This window comes from Ochrobactrum soli (genome assembly GCF_003664555.1).
Lineage (GTDB): Bacteria > Pseudomonadota > Alphaproteobacteria > Rhizobiales > Rhizobiaceae > Brucella > Brucella teleogrylli.
Genome location: NZ_RCHH01000002.1, coordinates 297,629 through 317,646, shown reverse-complemented (window position 1 = coordinate 317,646; position 20,018 = coordinate 297,629). Strand labels below are relative to the sequence as shown.

Below are 20,018 nucleotides of genomic sequence, written 5' to 3'. Positions count from 1 at the left end.
GCCTCGCGTTATTGTTTGATTCTGAGTGGGGATACTGAGTAATACTTTGGTATAAAGGGCGCGCAGTGCGCGCCCTTTTTAATAGCACTGAATTAAAAGCGGTAGGTAATACCCGTACCGATCAACCAGGGGTTGAGCTTGGCCTTGCCGCTCAATTCCTGCCCGCCGACGGTGACGTCGAATTTCGGTTCGAGGAACAGCTTCTTCACGTCGAAGTTCAGGCCCCAATGTTCGTCGATCATATAATCGACACCGAACTGGAGCGCGCCGCCAAACGTGTTCTTGACCTTCAGATAATCCGCGCTGCCCGCATCTTGATTGTAGAAGATCGTATAGTTGACGCCTGCACCGACATAAGGCTTGAACGCGCCGAAATTGGTGAAGTGGTACTGCAGCGTAAGCGTTGGTGGCAGAATCCACGTCTTGCCGACCTTGCCCAGACTACTGATCGAGCCTGCGCCATTGATATTGGCATAGGTCGTGCCGAGAATGAGTTCGGCGGCGATATTGTCGGTGAAATAATAGGTGATATCGAGTTCCGGCGTGATCGACTTGGAATAGTCGAGATCGGAACCCGGAACGCCGTTCACATGACCCTTGTTTTCCGCAATCACGCCGAGCGCGCGCACGCGAATCTGCCAGGGCGCAAGCGCTTCGGGCACCGCCTGAATTTCAGAGGCCGGCGGGGCGACCACACTATCGGCGGCAAAGGCTGCCGGTGCGGCAAAGGTCAGCGCGGTTGCTGCGAGCAGCCCTTTCGCAAAACGGTTCATCAAATCTCTCCTTGGTCACGGTCTCAGTCTTGGATTTCGTCCTTGGGGGATGCATCCAATCTGAACTGCGTCGCCTCGCGCCCCATTGATCGAGATCAAAGGGGCACGAGAGAATGAGAGAGAACTGAATTAGGAATCCGGACTGTTGCAGGAAAGGCGCAGTGCGGGTCGGAAGGGTTAGCTCTTTGAAAACCGATCCCGGTCATGCGGGGCGGTAAAGTCTATCTCAGGGCCTGTTGGCACAATGCCGGTCGGGTTGATCGTCTTGTGACTGCGGTAATAATGGCCCTTGATGTGCTCCATATTCACCGTCGAGGCAACGCCCGGCACCTGATAAAGCTCGCGCGTATAGTTCCACAGGTTCGGATAATCGGCGATCCGGCGCAGATTGCACTTGAAATGGCCGACATAGACCGGATCGAAACGCAGCAGCGTCGTGAACAGACGCCAGTCTGCTTCCGTCAGGCTTGATCCCGCCAGGTAGCGCTGGCGGGACAGACGGTCCTCCAATGTGTCGAGTGCGGCGAACAACTGCTTGAACGCTTCCTCATAAGCATCCTGCGAGGTGGCGAAGCCTGCGCGGTAAACGCCGTTATTGATATTGGGATAGATGAAATCGTTGAGCGTATCGATCTCAGCGGCCAGCGCGTCCGGGTAGAAGTCGAGCGAGGCATCGCCGAATTCATTGAACGCTGTGTTGAGCATACGGATGATTTCTGACGATTCGTTGGAAACAATCGTCTGGCGCTGCTTGTCCCACAGAACCGGCACGGTAACGCGACCGGAATAATTCGGATCAGCGCGGGTGTAGATTTCATAAAGGCGCTTGGAGCCGTATAGATCATCACCGGTGCTGCCGGTGGTGCCGTAAAAGGTCCAGCCTTCTTCCACCATCAGATAGTCCACGACCGAAACTGAAATGACATCTTCAAGCTTCTTCAGCGCGCGGAAGATCAGCGTGCGATGTGCCCATGGGCACGCATAGGAAACATAAAGATGGTAGCGCCCCGGTTCAGCCTTGAAGCCGCCTTCGCCCGTTGGCCCGGCACTGCCATCCGCGGTTACCCAGTTGCGGAATTGCGATTTCGAGCGCTCGAAGCGGCCTTTTGTGCTTTTGGTGTCGTACCAGACATCCTGCCACTTGCCATCGACCAGAAGTCCCATGTGATTTCTCCTTTTGGAACTCAAAATAGAGCGAAACCGGCGATTTTACAGCACGACAAGTCGTGAACAGTGCGTCACGCTGCCAAAAAGAGAAGCAGAAACTGCCAATTTGAAAAAAATGGTTTTACCGCTGCTCAATTTGGTGTAATGGGGTTTCCAATTTGCGATCATCCAAAGGTTAGGTCGCCCAGGAGACACATAATGGAAATGCTTTTCATCCGACGATGAAACTCAAACCGCGCTGCGAGCGCGGCGTGCATTCCATTGACCTGACGGTCCCCGAAGTCTCCAATTGTGATCTTAAGCCCATGCAGCAGCTTGAACTGACCTACGCGCAGGAATGCCCGGCGCACGACATTGAAATCGAAGCCATCAATGCCGAAGCTTTCGGACCGGGACGCTTTACCCGCGCTGCGCATTTCATTCGCGAAGGCGGTCCGCATGATCTGAATCTTTCCTTCGTTGCCCTGATGGGCGGCATCGTGGTGGGTTCGGTACGGCTGACGCCGGTCGTGATCGGCAAGACGCCAGCGCTTCTGCTGGGTCCGCTTGCCGTGCGGCCGGAATGGAAGAAGCGGGGCATTGGCGGCACGCTGATGCGTCTATCGCTGGAAGCGGCGACGAAGTTCGGTCACAAGCTGGTTATTCTGGTCGGTGACGAACCTTATTACGGTCCGTTCGGCTTCAAGATGGTGCCTTCTGGCACCATGGTCATGCCAGCGGCGGTCGATCCGCGCCGGATGCTCGCCTGCGAACTCACCCCCGGCGCCGCAAGCGGCGTCAGCGGTATTGTGCGCCACGCCAACCGGGCCTGATTTCAGTTCAGCGAAAACGTTTGCTTTTCCCCTCATCCTGAGAAGCCGTCGAAGACGGCGCATCATCCTGAGATTTTCGAAGGATCGAAGGATCGAGGGAGAGGGGAAATCAGCGCGTGCCCTCACCCTTCGACACGGTGCTTCGCACCTGCTCAGGATGAGGGGGCAACGGGGCGTCAGACCAAGAAGGGTGCGCGAGGACGGATTACCGCCCTTCGCGATACCACATGCTACCGAACACAAGCAGCAGGGCAGCGAGCGCCAGGAAGCCGGAGAATAGTGGCAGACGGTTCACGCTTTTCAGCTGCGTATCGGCGGTTTCGCGCAGGCCGATCCAGTCATTGCCACTGGCGGTACGATTGGCGGCGACAGCCGTAATCGCTGGCACCCGCACTGCGCTGTCGGCGCTTGCATGAACCCGATAGACCGACCCGCCGGTCGCCTCGGCGAGCGGCTTCAGACGATCGACCGTCGAAATGCTGTCGGCAAATTCCGGCGCATCTACGGGCCCGACATGGGCCAATGTTTCCAGATCGCCATTCCTGATCCGGAAGACACCGATTTCGTCGGTCTGCAACGACCCTTCGAACAGCCCCGGCTTGCTCTGGGCGAGATTGACCGGCAATTCCTTGCCCGAAGGCGTGCTGACGGTCGCGGTGCCGGGATTGTCGCCCATGGTCTGGCGGCGGATGGAAAGCACACGGCCATTGCCTGCTGCGGTGAGCGCTTCTTCTTCCAGCTCCGGCTCCTGCATCAGCCAGTGGGCGATGCGGCGATAGAGCGCCGCATAGGGACCACCGCCCTCAAAACCGCGCGCCCATAGCCAGCCCTGATCGGACAGGAACATGCCGACGCGGCCTTTCCCGACGCGGTTGAGAACGAGAAGCGGCTTGTTGTCGGCACCGCTCATCACCGTTTCACCCTGCGGCGCGGTGATGTCGATGGTGCGGAACCAGCGGCTCCAGCGTGGTGGCTCCTGCTCGCTGCCGTCCAGACCGCGCGTGACGGGATGGCGTTTGCCGAGATCGGTCAGGCGCGGATAGAACGCCTTTTCGGTTACAGTGCCGGTCGGCATGGCGGGCAGGGCGTTATAAAGCGGTGTGCGGGCAATCGACATTTCGCCCGCATATTCCGGCCCGGCAGCGACCAGCAGCGCGCCGCCATTTTCCACATATTGCGCGATGTAATCGTAATAGAGCAGCGGCAGCACGTCGCGATGCTGGTAGCGGTCCAGAATGATGAGATCGAACTCGTTGACTTTGTCCACAAACAGCTCACGCGTCGGGAAGGCGATCAGCGACAGTTCGTTGATCGGCGTGCCGTCCTGCTTTTCCGGCGGGCGCAAAATGGTGAAGTGGACGAGATCGACCGCAGCGTCGGATTTCAGCAGATTGCGCCAGGTGCGCTCGCCATTATGCGGCTCGCCGGAGACGAGCAGCACGCGCAGATTTTCGCGAATGCCGTCAATGGTTGCGACCGCGCGATTATTGGTGTCGGTTACTTCACCGGGAATTCCAGGCGTAGCGATTTCAACGATATTCACACCAGCGCGGGGCAGGGTGATGGTGACAGGGGTTTCCTGTCCCACCTGCGCGTCTTCCTGCGAAACTGCTTCGCCATTGACGCGGATTTCCACGCGAGCCGGGCTGCCGAGGTCTTTGCCCTCGTCAATGACCGTGAACGACATTTCCAGCGGTTTGCCGCTGATGCCATAGCGCGGGGCTTTGTTGAAGCGAATACGGCGGTCGAATTCGTTCGGCTTGCCGGTCACCAGCGCATGCAAGGGCGCGTCGAAGCCCAGCGCATTCTTGTTGGCGGGGGTATCGTGCACCTGCCCATCGGTGATCATGATCGCGCCTGCAACACGCGTGGGCGGTACGTCGAGCAGGGCGCGGGCCAGCGGCCCGAAAAGCCGCGTCGCATAACCGTCCTCGTTTTCGCCCGGCTTTCCGGTTTCCACCACGCGCGTTTCGAATTGCGGCATGGTGGCAAGCTGATCCTGCACGGCTTTCAGCGCGGCATCGGTATCGGCGCGGCGCTGTCCCAGTTCCTGGCTCTGGCTGCGGTCCACCACGACGGCGACAACGCTTTTCAGCGGCTCGCGTTCTTCATTGATCACGACAGGGTTGAAGAGCGCCAGCGCCAGCGCCGCGGCGGCCAGAAGACGGATCAATCCCCCGCGCATGCGCAGGGCGACAGTTGCCAGCACCAGCAGCGCCAGTGGAAGGAGAATGCCAATGAGCCACGGCGTGGAAAGGAACGGTTCGAATTCGATGTTCATGCCCGCCTCCTATCGCCGTAGGTTCCTATCTTTACGGACTGCAACGCTCCCCCCTCATCCTGAGGTGCGGAGCGCAGCGAAGCCTCGAAGGATCGAGGGCCGGCGCGCCGTGCGTTTCCCCTCGCCCTTCGATCCTTCGACAAGCTCAGGATGATGCGCCGTCTTTGACGGCCCCTCAGGATGAGGGGAAAAGGGAACCTGGATCTGCTGACGGCTTCGCTAAAAAACATCATGCTCTAATTCCCCAGCCGTTCGAGCAGGGCCGGGACATGGACCTGATCGGACTTGTAATTGCCGGTGAGCATATACATCACGATGTTGACGCCGCCGCGAATGGCATAGATGCGCTGCATCGGGTCGTTCGGCACGGTGGGGAGCAGGGGATTGCCCTGATCGTCTACGGCCCATGCGCCCGCCAGATCATTGGCGGTGATCATGATCGGCGTCACGCCGTCGCCGGTTCTGACCGGGCGGTCACGCGGCGAGGCATTGGGTGCGGTCGCTTCCACCCAGAGCGGACTTCCCTCATAGCGGCCCGGAAAATCCGGCATGATGAAAAAGGATTTGGTCAGGACGTGATCGTCCGGCACCGGTTCGAGCGGTGGCACATTCATGTCGTCCAGAATGGCGCGCAGGCGCTGGTTGGCGGGCGACACCGACGGATCGAGGCTCGCGCCTGACTGCAACTGGTCGCGCGTGTCGAACAGGACCGTCCCGCCCTGCTGCATATAGGCATCCACCCTGGCGATGGCTTCCGGGCTCGGCATCGGTGCATTCGGATCAATCGGCCAATAGATCAGCGGATAGAAGGCCAGTTCATCCTTGGATGGATCGACGCCGATCGGGTCGCCCGGTTCCAGCGCGGTCTTGTCGGTCAGTGCAAAGGTCAAACCTTTCAGTCCGGCCTTGCTGATATTGTCGGTCTCGGCGCTGCCGGTGATGATATAGGCAAGATGGGTCTGCGAAACCGAGCCGATGATCGCCTCATCGCCGGGCTTGCTGTCGTCATGAATTTGTGGCGGCTGCGGCGAGGGTGCTTGCGCAAAGGCGCGGTCATGACCGGCAGAGAGGACAGCAAGACTGCCTGCGAGGAGCAAAGCAATCCCCGCCGTTTTGGCCCGCACCTTCATACGGCGGCGAAACGCACCGCGCAGCCACAGCATCAGCAGAGAATCGAGCGCCAGAAGCATGGCGGCGGCGGCAAAGAACGGGCCTGCCAGCGATATCGACTGATCTGCCGTATAGGAGACAGGCGTGACGCTGACCGACAGCGTCGGCTGCTTGATCGGCTCCAGCTTGGTGTTGCTGTCGGCAAAAATGTTGAGTGCTTTCAAACCGTCCTCATTGCCGTAGAAACCGGGCGGCGTGTTGATGCTGACACTCGCTTGCTTATTGCGCTCGACGATCAGCGGCTTGGCTTCCGAGGTCGGCGGCGTCAGCGTACCGGCAGCCGAAAGCAGCTGGAACGGCGGCAGCGAAACGGCATCCTGATTGCCCTGCGCGCCGGTGCGCTGCGACAGAGACACGATGCGGCGGAGCATTTCCACGAAGGAGCCGGAAATCGGCAGGCTCGACCAGGTGGCGTCCGGCGCGATATGGAACAGCACGATATTGCCACGCCCGCGCTGCTGGCCTGTCACCAGCGGGGTGCCGTCCTGAAGGATGGCATAGGCCTTGTCGTTGAGGTCGAAGGACGGTTCGGCCAGCACCTGTCGGTTGACGTTGACATCTTCGGGGATTGGCAGCCCGGCAAACGGACCCTTTTCCGGAAAGGCGCGCAGCTGTTGCGGTTCAGACCAGGACAAGGTGCCGCCAAGCGCGCGCTCGCCCTTGCGCAGCCGCACCGGCAGCAACGTATCGTTATCGCTCGCGCCCGCCAGACGCGGACCGGCAAAGCGCACCAGCGTACCGCCTTCTTCCACCCATGCAGAAATCTGCTCGGCGACCGGCTGCGGCAAGGTGCCGATATCGGCCATGATGAGAATGGACGGCTTGGCATCCAGCAATTCCGGCACCGACTGAAGCAGATCGGCTGAACGTGGCTCGATCAGATTGGCGTAGGGCGACAATGCGCGCTTGATATAATGCAGCGGTGACAGAAGCGGCTGCGCGACATCGCCGTCGCCGCTAGCAATCAGGCCGATGGTGCGGCGCTCGGACCCGGCGTCGATCAGATGGGTGGCGCCCGCCTGTTCGATACCATCGATGCGGATGAGGCGGAAATCATTGCGCAATTCGACCGGCAGGTTGAACCGCGCCGTGCCTTCGGGGCTGCCCAGCGCAAAGGACAGCGGCGCTTCGGCGATGCGGCGGCCCTTGTCGTCATAGGCGGCAGCCGTCAGGCTGCGCGGCATGGTCACGCCTTCCGGGCGGATGGCGATGGCTTCGAGGCTGTCGGCCTTGTTGTCCACCCCGGTCAGCGCAAGGGTGCGACCGAGATCGGCACCATACCACAGGACACTCGCCAGATGGCCGGTCTTGTCCAGCGCGGCAAAGGTTTCGCTGTCGGCAGCGGTCGCCAGCCCGTCATTCATGAAGGCAAGGCGCACTTTCTCGCCATCGGACAGGGCGGATGCCAGCCGTTCCATCGTCGCCTTGCGGTCAACGGGGATCGGGCGTGGCTGCATGGCCTGCAAACGTTCCGTGGCGCGGGTGCCGTCATAGGGGCCGATTTCCGCATTGGCCGGCTCGGCGGTGCCAAGGATGTAAATCTGTGCGTTTGCGCCTTCCGCGTCGTCGATCAGCTTTTCAGCGGCGTTGACGCGCTGCTGCCAGTCTTCAGCGGCAGCCCAGCCATTGTCTATCACGATGGCCAGCGGTTCATTGCCGGTCAGCGCGACTGGACGCGGGTTCCAGATCGGCGCTGCCAGCGCCATGATCACGAGTGCGGCGATCAAAAGGCGCAGAAGTGTCATCCACCACGGGCTTTTGGATGGCACTTCCTCGCGCTTGAAAACCTGCGCCAGAATGCGCAGCGGCGGGAAGGTTTCCTCCTGCGGGCGCGGCGGTGTCATGCGCAGCAGCCACCAGATCACCGGCAGGGCAACCAGACCGGCGAGGATCAGCGGTGAGCCGAAGGCGAGCGGCAGAAAATTCATGCGCCAGCCCCCGTTGAGCCCAATGCCCCCGTTGCGCTTAATGCATGATGCAGACGCGCGAGGGCTTCCGCCGCCGGACGGTCGGTGCGATGCACAGAATAGCTCCAGCCGAGCCTCTTGCAGAAGTCCGACAGGGTTTCGCGCCGGGCCGTGTAAAGACGACGATAATCCTCGGCATAGGTTTCGGCGCGACCGGCAACCAGCGTTGCACCCGTCTCGGGATCGCGAAATTCGGTGCGCCCGGAATAGGGAAAGGTTTCTTCGGCAGGGTCGGCGACTTCGACCAGATGCGCACGCACGCCGCGTTTCGCAAGGCGGTCGAGAAGTTCTGTCAGTTCATCGAACGGGTGCAGGAAATCGGAGACAAGAACGACTTCCGAAAAACGGCGGATCTGCGCGATATCCGGCAATACGCTTACAGGCGCTTCATGCATGAGCGCGCCGGCAAGACGTTCTGCGCCGTTGCGGGCGGCAAAAGGCGGGATCAGCGCTGGAAAAGCAATGCGTTCGCCGGAACGCGACAGGATTTCCGCCAGCGCCAGCGTCAGCACCAGCGCACGGGCTTCTTTGGAAACAGGCGACATCTGCGAGCGATAGAGCATGGAGGGCGAGAAATCGCACCACAGCCAAACCGTATGCGCTGATTCCCATTCGCGGTCGCGCACATAGGTATGATCGTCACGGGCGGAACGCCGCCAGTCGATACGCGAAAGCTGCTCGCCCTGCACATAGGGGCGAAATTGCCAGAAGTTCTCACCGGGACCGCGTTTGCGCCGTCCATGCCAGCCATTCATGACGGTATTGACGACACGCTGCGCTTCGACCAGCAGATCGGGGATCGCCGCTGCCCGCGCACGTGCGCGGGCCAGCGTATCCTTGCGATCTGCGGTGGAAACTTGCGTGCCGATCACCATCAGACGGCGGCCTTTACCAGATTGGCGATGACATCGCGGATATGCATGCCATCGGCGCGGGCGGCGAAATTGAGCGCCATACGGTGTTGCAGCACCGGCTCGGCGAGAGCCTTCACATCGTCCACCGAAGGGGCGAGGCGGCCATCATAAAGTGCACGGGCGCGGGCGCAGAGCATCAGCGCCTGACTGGCGCGGGGACCGGGGCCCCAGGCGATATGCTTTTTGGCGTGATCGTTGTCGGCATCGGGACGCGCCGAGCGGACAAGTTTAAGGATCGCCTCGACCACGCTTTCCGAAACCGGCATGCGGCGCACCAATGTCTGCATCTGCCTCAATCGTTCCGCATCGAGAATCTCATAAGGTTTCGCCTCGGCGACGCCGGTGGTTTCAAGAAGAATGCGGCGCTCGGCTTCCAGTTCCGGGTAAAGAATGTCGATCTGCATTAGGAAGCGGTCGAGCTGCGCTTCCGGCAGGGGATAGGTGCCTTCCTGTTCCAGCGGGTTCTGCGTTGCCAGAACGTGGAACGGCGCGGGCAGGTCATAGCGCTGGCCCGCGACCGTGACGTGATATTCCTGCATGGCCTGCAATAGCGCGGACTGGGTGCGCGGGGAGGCGCGGTTGATTTCGTCGGCCATCAGCAGTTGGGCGAAAATCGGCCCCTTGAGATAGCGGAACGAACGGCGCCCGTCGGCGTCCTGTTCCATGACTTCAGACCCGATAATGTCGGATGGCATCAGATCGGGCGTGAACTGGATGCGCTGGCCGGAGAGACCGAGCACGACGCCCAGCGTTTCCACCAGCTTGGTCTTGGCAAGGCCGGGCACGCCGACCAGAAGCGCATGACCGCCAGCCAGAATGGCGACGAGCGTGCGCTCGATCACACTTTCTTGTCCGAAGATGACGGTGCCGACGCCTTCCTTGATGCGCGCAATATCTGCGAGCGCCCGTTCGGCTTCCGCAACAATCTGCTCGGAATTGGCGGTTTCAGGCGTGATGACGACGCTCATGGTGACCTCGCAATGTGTAACCGCTTTGGCGGACGTGCCTTGGTGTCTTATCTAAAAGTCGCCATTCACGGCCTGACGCTTTTTGATTCAGACACCTATAAATCGCATATAGTGCTGACAAGCCGTCAAACGGTGACTATTTCATGACTTCCATCATATTAAGCACATTCGAACAGGAATAACCGAGTCGGATGACAAAGAGCACCCCTATAGGCAAAGTTGCGCCGCAAAACGCGCTGCAAGACGCCGGGTCGACCGGCGGTCTGGAAGCCCTGATTGCACGCGCGCATGCCGATGCGCAAAGCGGACCGTCAACGAAAGAGCGCGGCATTCCGCCCGTCGAGCGCTGGAATCCCGATTTCTGCGGCGATCTCGACATGGAAATCAAGGCCGATGGCACTTGGTTTTACATGGGCACGCCGATCGGTCGCAAACAGCTGGTGCGGCTGTTCTCCACCGTGCTGCGCAAGGACGCGGACGGCAAGACCTATCTCGTCACGCCGGTGGAAAAGGTCGGCATTCGAGTTGAAGATGCGCCATTCATTGCCGTTGAAATGCAGGTTTCCGGTGAAGACGCGGCACAGACACTGACATTCCGCACCAATGTGGGCGACGTGGTGGAAGTCGATGCCGAGCATCCGTTGCGATTTGTCATTGAAGAAGCAAGCGGCGGGCTGAAACCCTATGTACTGATCCGCGGGCGTCTGGAAGCGCTGGTGACGCGCTCCGTGATGTATGATCTGGTCGCGCTTGGCGAGGAAATCGAGATGGACGGTGTGGCCTTGTTTGCCGTGCGATCCGGCGGGGCGATATTCCCGATCATGCCTGCCGATGCGCTGGAGGCTGCCCTAAAATGATGGAGCGCGGCTTGCATTCCCTTTCGGCGTTTTCCGCCGGTGATTTTGCCGAGCGCGTTCGCAGCTGGCAGCCGGATCACAGTGACATTACCGGCGATCACGCGTTGAACCCGGAATTCGAGCAGGCCATGGTCACCGCAAAGATGCGCGATGCGGCGGTGCTGGTGCCGGTGGTGGATCGCGGTCCCGGTGCGACGGTGCTTCTCACCCAGCGCACCGATCGTTTGCGACAACATTCGGGCCAGATCGCCTTTCCGGGCGGCGCCATCGACCCGGAAGACGGCACGGCGGAACATGCAGCGCTGCGCGAAGCCAACGAGGAAATCGGGCTCGCAGCCGAGCGTGCCGAAATCATCGGCAATCTGCCGCGTTATCTAACCGGCAGCGGTTTTTCGATCACGCCGGTTCTGGCTGTGGTCAAAACCCCGTTCGACCTACATCCGAACCCGGATGAGGTGGCCGATATTTTCGAAGTGCCGTTGTCTTTCCTGATGAATCCGGCCAATCACCGGCGCGAAAGCAGGATACTCAACGGCAAGGAACGCTTTTATTACGCCATGCCCTATAACGAGCGATTCATCTGGGGAATTACCGCCGGGATCATTCGCGGACTTTATGAAAGGCTCTACGTTTGAGCGACAGTGTGAACATTGCCGACACGGCGCCTTGGTTGAAGTCGAAGTCTTTGCAGGCGCTGTTCAAGGCCTTGAACCGTGATGGCGGGGAAGCGCGTGTGGTTGGCGGTGCGGTGCGCAACACGCTGCTTGGAACCGCCGTCAGCGACGTCGATCTTGCCACCACGCATGTGCCGCAGGAAACAATCCGGCTGGCCGAGGAAGCGGGGTTCAAACCAGTCCCGACCGGCATCGAGCATGGCACCATCACCGTTGTCGCGCATGGACATGCCTATGAAGTGACGACATTGCGCAAGGATGTCGAGACCGATGGTCGCCATGCCAAGGTTGCCTTCGGGACCGACTGGAAAGCCGATGCCGAGCGGCGCGATTTCACCATCAATGCGCTCTACGCCACCGCTGACGGCACGATCATCGATCATGTCGGCGGACTTGCCGATATCGAAACCCGGACGCTGCGTTTCATCGGCGATGCTGAACAGCGCATCCGCGAGGACTATCTGCGCATCCTGCGTTTTTTCCGCTTCTTTGCCTGGTACGGTTCCGGGCGACCGGAGGCTGACGGTCTGCGCGCCAGTGCGAGGCTGAAGGACGGTATCAGCCAGCTTTCCGCTGAGCGAGTATGGTCGGAACTGAAGAAACTCCTGTCGGCTCCCGATCCGTCGCGCGCCCTTTTATGGATGCGGCAAGGCGGGGTCTTGAACCTGGTCCTGCCTGAAAGCGAAAAATGGGGCATCGACGCCATACACGGCCTCGTGCGTTCCGAAGGCGATCTTGGCTGGTCCGCCGATCCGCTGCTGCGGCTTGAAAGCATCGTGCCGCCGGACGCTGTGCGCATGGAAGAAATGGGCAAGCGCCTCAAAATGTCCAATGCAGAGCGGGCGCGGCTCGAAGCATGGGCGCGGGCCGATGCCGTCAAGCCAGAGCTTTCCGAGCAGGCCTTGAAGAAGGTCGTCTATCGCGGCAGTAAGCAGGCGGTGGTGGACCGGATCAAGCTTGGTTATGCGGCGGCGCGGGCCGATGCGGCAGGCAGCGACGATGCGATGATCCGCGCCGGTGGCTTTTCGCGTTTGCTGGAAACGGCGGAGAAATATGAAGCCCCGGTCTTTCCCGTGACGGGGAGTGATCTTTTGGCGCTCGGCGTGAAAAAAGGCCCCGGTCTCGGACAGGCACTGCGGTCGCTCGAAACTTTCTGGATCGACTCCGGTTTTACCCTTGACCGTGCAGCGCTTCTGGAGAAACTTGATCGCGATAAAATGAACAGCTGACCGCTTGTTTGCAAAATTCAGCCGTAGTTTCATCAGTTTATGGCTGGGAATCTTTTCAGCGCCGATTTTGAAAGAGCATGAAATGTCCAATCCCGATACATCGATCCAAGATAAGGCAGCCTCTGATCCGAAACAGAAATTCGGCACTGAAGGTCTGGCCGCAATGGACCGCCCGAGCAAGATCACCCGGTTTTTCATGGGGATCGTTTCGTGGGCCGAAGGTCTCAATCTGAAATATGCCAAGCTGGGCAATCCGCCGGTTTATGACAATGCAACCTTCCCCTGGGCGGCGGAGATCGAAAAGGAATGGCCCGCCATCCGCAAGGAACTGGACACGATCCTGCTGCGCCAGAGCGAGCTTCCGTCCTTTCAGGATATTTCAACCGACGTGAAGACGATTTCGACCGATAATCGCTGGAAGACCTTCTTCCTGCTCGGTTTCGGCGTGAAATCGGAACAGAACATCAAGACCTGCCCGGAAACCTGGCGCATCGTGAACAAGATACCGGGCCTGACCACGGCTATGTTCTCGATCTTCGAACCGGGCAAGCATCTGCCGCCGCATCGTGGGCCGTATAATGGTGTGCTGCGCCTGCATCTCGGCCTCATCGTTCCGGAGCCGAACGACAAGCTGGCCATCCGCGTGGACAAGCAAGTCTGCCATTGGCATGAGGGCAAGGTTCTCATTTTCGACGATGCCTATGAGCATGAAGCATGGAACCACACTGACAAGACCCGCGTGGTGCTGTTTGTCGACTTCGTGAAGCCGCTGAAATTCCCGGCCCGTTTCGTCAACTGGTGCCTGATGAACCTCGCCATCTTCACGCCCTTCATCAAGGAAGGACTGGACAACCACAATGAGTGGGAAAAGAAGTTCTATGCGGAAGCCGAAAAGCTCCGCAACCAGCCAAAAGCCTGATCGGGTTTGACTTTCGCCCCGTGCGATCTTACATGCGGGTCAGAGGGCCGACCGGCCCTTTGACCTATCCACCTCTGAAAGAGGAATTGTTGATGCTGGAGATTGTTGGAAGCCTTTAATCGTTCCGGACAAGGACTGCATGACAGGCGCTGATTGCGTCTGATCGGCAGATGTTCAGGGACGGGAACGGCATTGGCCGTGGATAGCCATACGCTGTCTGCGCGCGCTGGTGCTTGTCATGGTTTCCATCCAGGCATGAACAACAATGAATATCTCACGTATTGAACAGCGCGTGTTACACGTGCTGGCGCAAGGTGGCCATATCCGCCACTTGCGCGAAGACGGACGCGTCTGCAACATAGAATGCTATACCCGTGAGGGTTACCTGCTCGCCGATTGCACAATGGCTGTGTTCCAGCAATTGCGGCGCAAAAGGCTGATCGAATCCCGATCAGGCAGTCCCTATCGCATTTCGCTGAAAGGGCGCGAAAACGTTCGCGCCCAGCTCAATAACCGTTGAGGGAGCGCGTCATGTATCTTCGCAAGGAAAAGCCCGATGATAGTGCTGCAATCCGTCAGCTGACGGATGAGGCGTTCAGCAAGGTTCCTTATAGCAACCAGCGGGAGGGGGAGATCGTCGATGCGCTTCGCGCGGCCTCGGCGCTCACCTTGTCGCTGGTTGCCGTGGACGGGGATGCTGTCCTCGGCCATGTGGCCTTTTCGCCGGTTCTGATCGGAGGCGAGGACAAAAGCTGGTATGCGCTTGGCCCCATCTCGGTTCAGCCCGAAAGGCAAGGCGAGGGGATTGGCGGGGCGCTCGTCCGTGAAGGTCTCGCCTTGTTGCGGGCCGATGGCGCAAAGGGCTGTGTTCTGGTGGGCGATCCTGGCTATTACGGGCGGTTCGGTTTCAAAGCCGATGCGCGGCTGAAAATGCCGGATGTGCCCGCGGAATATGTCCAGTGTCTGGCCTTCGGGCCGGACATGCCGCAAGGCGATATCACCCATCACCCCGCTTTTGGCATATAAGAAAGGGCCGGTTATCCGGCCCTTTCCTTTGGTTCATTTGCTGGAAATGCTTTAAGGCCATTTCACCACGGGCGGCATAGACGACAGAATGGAGTTCACATTGCCGCCGGTCTTGAGTCCGAAGATCGTACCGCGATCATAGAGCAGGTTGAACTCCACATAGCGGCCACGACGCACCAGCTGCTCGTCACGGTCAGCCTGCGTCCAGTCCTGATTGAAGTTCTGACGCACCAGATGCGGATAGACGACGGAAAAACCGCGTCCCACATCCCGCGTATAGGCGAAATCGGCGTCCCAACCGCCTTTCTCATCCGACGAATGCAGCCAGTCATAGAAGATGCCGCCGGTGCCGCGCGGTTCATTGCGATGCGGCAGGAAGAAATACTCGTCGCACCAGTCCTTCACGCGCTGGTAATCGACGACATTCTTGTGCTTTTCGCAGATGAAGCGGAACGCCTTATGGAAAGCGAGCGTGTCGGCATCTTCCTGCGTGCGCCGGCGGTCGAGAACCGGGGTCAGGTCGGCACCGCCGCCAAACCACTGGCGGCTCGTCACGACCATGCGCGTGTTCATGTGAACGGCTGGCACATGCGGGTTTTGCGGATGCGCGATCAGCGAGATGCCGCTTGCCCAATAACGCGGGTCTTCTTCCGCGCCGGGGATTTGCTTGCGGAATTCCGGCGAGAATTCGCCATAGACGGTGGACACGTGAACGCCGACTTTTTCAAAAACGCGCCCGTGCATGATCGACATGACACCGCCGCCGCCCTTGCCTTCTTCCTTCAGCCAGGGCGTGCGCACGAAGCGGCCGGGCTCACGGTCGGACAGGGGGCCTTGCAGCTCGTCTTCAAGCTGTTCAAAACTTGCGCAGATGCGGTCGCGCAGTTCTTCGAACCAGCGTTGCGCCGCCTGCTTCTTTTCCTCGATATCGTGGGGGATGATCGCAGGAATTTCATCGCGTTGCATTTGTTATTTCCTCTCGGCGCAATCTGCCGGATCGCTGCGTGCAGCCAAGGTTAAATGGCAAGGTGAAATAGACTTTGCTATATCCGTTGGCTTAGCAAGTTCCGTCAGCCGCGCATAGGGCGAAGAGGGACTTCGCTGCCGTCGCAAAATCGCTCTCCCCAAGAAAAGACTCGTCTTTGTAAAATCGCTACCCTATCTTTTGTGGTCAAGGGGCTGGAGACGTGTGTTTCCAGCCAGCCGGGAGGCAATCGCATGACAGCAGCACCGCCCCGTCCTCCGCTCGAAGGCTTGCGCAAGCAGCTTGAGAAGAGCCGCGCCAAAAAGAACCGGATGCCGCGCGACGGCTTCATCCGTGAAACCTTCACCCTGCCGCGTCAGGCAGCACGCGACAAAGCGCGGGAATGGTTCGACACATTTCCGAAATCCGCCTACTGGACAGAGATTGAAAGCTGGTGCGAACGGCCCGACGATGTGATCGAATTCACCATGCGCCGCCTGCCAACCGCAGATTGAAGATCTGATTCAATATCTGCCGCCAAGTGCTTGAAACCGGATTCATATTTGCTCCCAATAAAAAGGCACCCGATGTTTGATGCATCGGGTGCCTTTGACTTGAATCGTTATACCGTTACGGACCTTATTGCGCAGCGAGTTGCGGCGCCTTTTCCCAGGCATCCCACTTGCCGATGATGCTGTCTGCATAGGCCTTGCCGACGCGGTAAGCATTGGTGGTCGCCAGCGGGAAACCGCCCGACTTCGCGCCGAGGGATTCGATTGCTGTCTGGTCCTGGCCCTGTCGGTCGAAATTGGATGACGTGCGCAGCACGGCGATGCGGCTGAAATCCAGCTTGCCCGCATCGGCAGCGCGCTTGAGCGCCGTCAGCGTGGCATTGTCTTCCATCTGCGAGGTACAGTAATCCGCCTTGCCGTCGGTCAGGAGCTTGGCCCACGCGCTCACCGCTTCGCCGAGCTTTGCGCCATGCCAGTAGGTATCGGCCGAGGCCGTGTCGCAAATGCTGACTTTCGGCGCGCCGGTGGCGGCTTCCTGCGTGTAATGCTTGCGATATGCCTTCGCATCGTCGCCATCGAGAAGCGCGACATCCTTCGTTGTGGCCAAAGCATAATCGGCAAGCTTGCCGTTCAGTTCGAAGACTTCCGTGCCTGCGCCCCATTTGGCCTTTTCGCCGGGCTTGGCCGTGCCGAGACCGAAGAAATCCGTGCTCCAGCCTTCGGGCGCTTCGCGGATATCGATGCGGTGGCTCAGATTGGCGTCGATGACATATTTCGCCCAATGGGCCGAACCGAGCGTGCCGTGCTGCGGATCGACGCCCGCAATGCCAGCAATCAGGAAATAGGTATGGCTGAGATCGAGCTTGTCGCTGAGCGCCATGGCCGCCGTCGAGCTTGCAGCATTGGCAAAGCCCATGGCCGTCGTCATGTGGCAAAGGCCCTCAGCGGTACAGTCCACTTCCGGATATTCAGGGCTCAAGCCGGGCAGCTTGATCTTCTGCGTGAAGTTTTCACCTTCCAGCCACGGCTTGGCTTCTTCACCGAACATGGTGATGACCATCACCTTCGGCGCAACGCGCTCGACGTCTTTGGCAAAGGCCGGTGCGGTGGCGAGCAGGGAAAGAGTGGAAGCCGCGAGAACGGCGGTGCGTGCAGACAGTTTCATGGAATGAAGCGCGCCTTTCGAACCGGAAACGGGGAACAATGCGTGGCGATCCGGTCAATCCGCGACGCATGTTGAGAGCAATTCGAGTATTGATTCCGCCAAGACGCCTAAGGTCTTGAGCTAGAATCACTTTCACTTCTCATCTGGCGCAGAGCTTCCCCTGCCGTCATGGCGACCGAAACTGCAAGATTGAGGGAGCGGGTGCCGGAAACCATCGGGATCAGCAGGCGCGCATCGGCGCTGTTGTGGACTGCATCCGGCACACCGGACGATTCACGCCCGAACAGGAGAATATCGTTCGCCTGAAAACGGTAGTCGGTATAGGGGATTGCGGCCTTGGTCGAGAGCAGTACGATGCGGCGGCCTGCCTGTTTGCGCCAGTCTTCGAAGTGGTGCCAGTCGGCATGTCGCGTCAGTGCGGCCTGCGCCAGATAATCCATGCCCGCGCGCTTCAGCGAGCGGTCGGAAATGTCGAAACCGGCAGGCTCAATCAGGTCCACGGCAAAGCCGAGACATGCGGCCATGCGCAGTATCGTTCCCGTGTTGCCGGGAATGTCGGGCTGGTAGAGGGCGACGCGCAGATCCATATGAAGCGGGTAACGCGAAACGCCCGTCATCGCAAGACTGCATATCGGGCGCGGTTCATGCGTCAACATCTGTATGAGGATGAACTTTAAAGAACCGGTCGGATTGCAAAATATTCATGTTTTGTTCCGAACAAGTATTGGCAATTGCTTAATGTCCGCCTAAAAGGAGCGCCATGTTTAAGTGGTTCGAACATCGGCTCAACGCCTATCCAGATGATGCCCCGCAGGAACCTCCGCGCGGTCTGGTCGCGTTTTGCCTCTATTACACCCGCGGCGCCTGGCCGTGGATCATCGGTATGGCGATCTTCACCACCCTGATCGCCATTATCGAGGTTTCCCTGTTTGCCTTTATGGGCAATATCGTGGATTGGCTTTCCCACCAGTCGCGCGAAACGTTTCTAAGCAATGAAGGCTGGCGGCTGGCATTGATTGCCGGGGTGGTTCTGGTCGGCCTGCCGGGCGTGGTGCTGGTGCATTCGCTGGTGATCCATCAGACGCTGCTCGGCAATTATCCGATGCGCGTGCGCTGGCTGATGCATCGTTACCTGATCCGACAGTCGATGTCGTTTTTCCAGGACGAATTTGCCGGGCGCATTTCAACCAAGCTGATGCAGACCGCTCTTGCCGTGCGCGAAACGGTGATGAAGCTGCTTGACGTCTTGAACTATGTCATCGTCTATTTCGCGGGCACGCTGTTCATCGCCGCCGCCGCCGATCTGCGACTGATGATCCCGTTCGTCGTCTGGCTCGTGGTCTATCTCATGTTGCTGCGCTTCTTCATTCCGCGCCTGCGGGTGGTTTCGGAAGAGCAGGCTGATGCGCGCTCGACGATGACGGGCCGCATTGTCGACAGCTATACCAATATCGCGACCGTGAAGCTGTTCTCGCATTCGAGCCGCGAGGAATCCTATGTGCGCGAAAGCCTCGATGGTTTCCTCGGCACGGTGCATCGCCAGATGCGTCTGGTGACCATGTTCCATTTCACGCTCTATGTGTCGAACTGCCTTCTGCTCTTCGCGGTCGGCGTGATCGGCATCGGCCTGTGGATGAACGAAGCCGTGACGGTGGGTGCGGTGGCGGTCAGCATCGGTCTGGTGCTGCGCCTCAACGGCATGTCGCAGTGGATCATGTGGGAAATGTCGGCGCTGTTTGAAAATATCGGCACGGTGGAAGACGGCATCACCACGATTGCGCGCGCGCATGAAGTGGTGGATGTTCCCAATGCTCCGGCCCTGCAGGTGACCAAGGGCGAGCTGGATTTCGACAAGGTAGGCTTCCATTACGGCAAGGGCAAGGGCGTTCTGGAAAACCTGACGCTGAACATCCCCGCCGGACAGAAAGTCGGTCTGGTCGGTCGCTCCGGTGCGGGCAAGTCCACGCTGGTCAATCTGCTGCTGCGCTTCTACGATCTGGAGAAGGGGCGCATCCTGATTGATGGTCAGGACATTTCGAAAGTGTCGCAGGATTCGCTGCGCGCCAATATCGGCATGGTCACGCAGGATACTTCGCTTCTGCACCGCACGGTACGCGAAAACATTATGTATGGCAGGCCCGACGCCACCGAGGAAATGTTGCAGCAGGCGATCCGGCTTGCGCAGGCAGACCAGTTCGTTCCGCTCCTTACCGATCCGAAGGGACGGCGCGGGCTGGAAGCGCATGTCGGCGAGCGCGGCGTCAAGCTGTCCGGCGGACAGCGTCAGCGTATCGCTATTGCGCGTGTGATGCTCAAGGATGCGCCGATCCTCATTCTCGACGAGGCGACATCCGCGCTCGATTCGGAAGTGGAAGCGGCCATTCAGGACAGCCTCAATACGCTGATGGAAGGCAAGACGGTTATCGCCATCGCGCATCGTCTTTCCACTATCGCCGCGCTTGATCGCCTGATCGTCATGGACAAGGGGCGAATCGTCGAAGACGGCACGCATGAGGAACTTGTTGCGCTCGGCGGCATTTATGCAAGTCTATGGGCGCGTCAATCCGGCGGGTTCCTTGGCTTCGAAGACAATTCCGAGGATGCGCTGGTCAAGTAAGGA

General features: G+C 59.5%; 18 protein-coding genes. 9 read left to right on the top strand and 9 right to left on the bottom strand.

What is annotated here, in order from left to right; translation table 11 throughout:
• Nucleotides 1-92: 92 nt before the first annotated feature.
• Both D8666_RS04925 and D8666_RS04920 read right to left on the bottom strand, forming a co-directional pair.
• Nucleotides 93-773, bottom strand: a complete 681-nt coding sequence (locus tag D8666_RS04925; RefSeq protein WP_121536536.1) for an OmpW/AlkL family protein — start codon at nt 771-773, stop codon at nt 93-95.
• A 177-nt stretch (nt 774-950) separates the two neighbouring features.
• Nucleotides 951-1,937: a glutathione S-transferase family protein gene (locus D8666_RS04920; RefSeq protein ID WP_121536534.1), complete on the bottom strand. Its 987-nt coding sequence runs from the start codon at nt 1,935-1,937 to the stop codon at nt 951-953.
• Between the two features lie 308 nt (nt 1,938-2,245).
• Here D8666_RS04920 and D8666_RS04915 point away from each other — a divergent pair, with 308 nt between their 5' ends.
• A complete protein-coding gene (locus tag D8666_RS04915) occupies nt 2,246-2,752 on the top strand; it encodes a GNAT family N-acetyltransferase (protein ID WP_121536648.1) in 507 nt (168 codons plus the stop codon).
• Between the two features lie 205 nt (nt 2,753-2,957).
• Here the strand turns inward: D8666_RS04915 and D8666_RS04910 are convergent, their stop codons facing one another.
• From D8666_RS04910 to D8666_RS04890, 4 genes are all read right to left on the bottom strand, one after another.
• Nucleotides 2,958-5,033 (bottom strand): hypothetical protein, encoded by a 2,076-nt coding sequence (locus D8666_RS04910; RefSeq protein WP_121536532.1) that lies wholly within the window; start codon nt 5,031-5,033, stop codon nt 2,958-2,960.
• A gap of 236 nt (nt 5,034-5,269) precedes the next feature.
• A complete protein-coding gene (locus tag D8666_RS04900) occupies nt 5,270-8,131 on the bottom strand; it encodes a DUF4159 domain-containing protein (protein ID WP_121536528.1) in 2,862 nt (953 codons plus the stop codon).
• A complete protein-coding gene (locus tag D8666_RS04895; RefSeq protein WP_121536526.1) occupies nt 8,128-9,045 on the bottom strand; it encodes a DUF58 domain-containing protein in 918 nt (305 codons plus the stop codon). Before D8666_RS04895 ends, D8666_RS04900 begins: the two co-directional genes overlap by 4 nt.
• On the bottom strand, nt 9,045-10,052 hold the full coding sequence (locus tag D8666_RS04890; RefSeq protein WP_121536524.1) for an AAA family ATPase: 1,008 nt from the start codon (nt 10,050-10,052) through the stop codon (nt 9,045-9,047). The genes D8666_RS04895 and D8666_RS04890 overlap by 1 nt, the downstream gene beginning before the upstream one ends.
• Nucleotides 10,053-10,243: 191 nt before the next feature.
• Between D8666_RS04890 and D8666_RS04885 the strand changes: the two genes are divergently transcribed.
• From D8666_RS04885 to D8666_RS04860, 6 genes are all read left to right on the top strand, one after another.
• Nucleotides 10,244-10,909 carry a DUF1285 domain-containing protein gene (locus tag D8666_RS04885; protein WP_121536522.1) on the top strand — a complete coding sequence of 222 codons (666 nt, stop codon included), beginning with the start codon at nt 10,244-10,246 and terminating at the stop codon, nt 10,907-10,909.
• Nucleotides 10,909-11,544 carry a CoA pyrophosphatase gene (locus D8666_RS04880; RefSeq protein ID WP_121536646.1) on the top strand — a complete coding sequence of 212 codons (636 nt, stop codon included), beginning with the start codon at nt 10,909-10,911 and terminating at the stop codon, nt 11,542-11,544. The genes D8666_RS04885 and D8666_RS04880 overlap by 1 nt, the downstream gene beginning before the upstream one ends.
• A complete protein-coding gene (locus D8666_RS04875; RefSeq protein ID WP_121536520.1) occupies nt 11,541-12,812 on the top strand; it encodes a CCA tRNA nucleotidyltransferase in 1,272 nt (423 codons plus the stop codon). The genes D8666_RS04880 and D8666_RS04875 overlap by 4 nt, the downstream gene beginning before the upstream one ends.
• Nucleotides 12,813-12,894: 82 nt before the next feature.
• Complete coding sequence (olsC, locus tag D8666_RS04870) at nt 12,895-13,731, top strand: ornithine lipid ester-linked acyl 2-hydroxylase OlsC (RefSeq protein ID WP_121536644.1); 837 nt, start codon at nt 12,895-12,897, stop codon at nt 13,729-13,731.
• 265 nt (nt 13,732-13,996) lie between these two features.
• The gene (locus D8666_RS04865) at nt 13,997-14,251 is read left to right on the top strand and encodes a YjhX family toxin (RefSeq protein WP_109369511.1); all 255 of its coding nucleotides are present in this window, start codon (nt 13,997-13,999) and stop codon (nt 14,249-14,251) included.
• An 11-nt stretch (nt 14,252-14,262) separates the two neighbouring features.
• Nucleotides 14,263-14,757: a GNAT family N-acetyltransferase gene (locus D8666_RS04860; protein WP_121536518.1), complete on the top strand. Its 495-nt coding sequence runs from the start codon at nt 14,263-14,265 to the stop codon at nt 14,755-14,757.
• Between the two features lie 51 nt (nt 14,758-14,808).
• On the opposite strand, the gene hemF is transcribed toward D8666_RS04860, so the two are convergent.
• The gene (gene hemF, locus D8666_RS04855) at nt 14,809-15,723 is read right to left on the bottom strand and encodes an oxygen-dependent coproporphyrinogen oxidase (protein WP_121536516.1); all 915 of its coding nucleotides are present in this window, start codon (nt 15,721-15,723) and stop codon (nt 14,809-14,811) included.
• Nucleotides 15,724-15,975: 252 nt separating this feature from the next.
• Between hemF and D8666_RS04850 the strand changes: the two genes are divergently transcribed.
• Nucleotides 15,976-16,236: a hypothetical protein gene (locus tag D8666_RS04850; RefSeq protein WP_121536514.1), complete on the top strand. Its 261-nt coding sequence runs from the start codon at nt 15,976-15,978 to the stop codon at nt 16,234-16,236.
• 124 nt (nt 16,237-16,360) lie between these two features.
• Here D8666_RS04850 and D8666_RS04845 read toward each other — a convergent pair whose 3' ends face one another.
• Together D8666_RS04845 and D8666_RS04840 are read right to left on the bottom strand one after the other, a co-directional pair.
• On the bottom strand, nt 16,361-17,398 hold the full coding sequence (locus tag D8666_RS04845; protein ID WP_121536642.1) for a purine-nucleoside phosphorylase: 1,038 nt from the start codon (nt 17,396-17,398) through the stop codon (nt 16,361-16,363).
• A gap of 107 nt (nt 17,399-17,505) precedes the next feature.
• Nucleotides 17,506-17,985, bottom strand: coding sequence for a tRNA (cytidine(34)-2'-O)-methyltransferase (locus tag D8666_RS04840; RefSeq protein WP_121536640.1), 480 nt, complete (start codon nt 17,983-17,985; stop codon nt 17,506-17,508).
• A gap of 173 nt (nt 17,986-18,158) precedes the next feature.
• Between D8666_RS04840 and D8666_RS04835 the strand changes: the two genes are divergently transcribed.
• Nucleotides 18,159-20,015: an ABC transporter ATP-binding protein gene (locus D8666_RS04835; RefSeq protein ID WP_109369507.1), complete on the top strand. Its 1,857-nt coding sequence runs from the start codon at nt 18,159-18,161 to the stop codon at nt 20,013-20,015.
• The last annotated feature ends 3 nt before the right edge of the window (nt 20,016-20,018 follow it).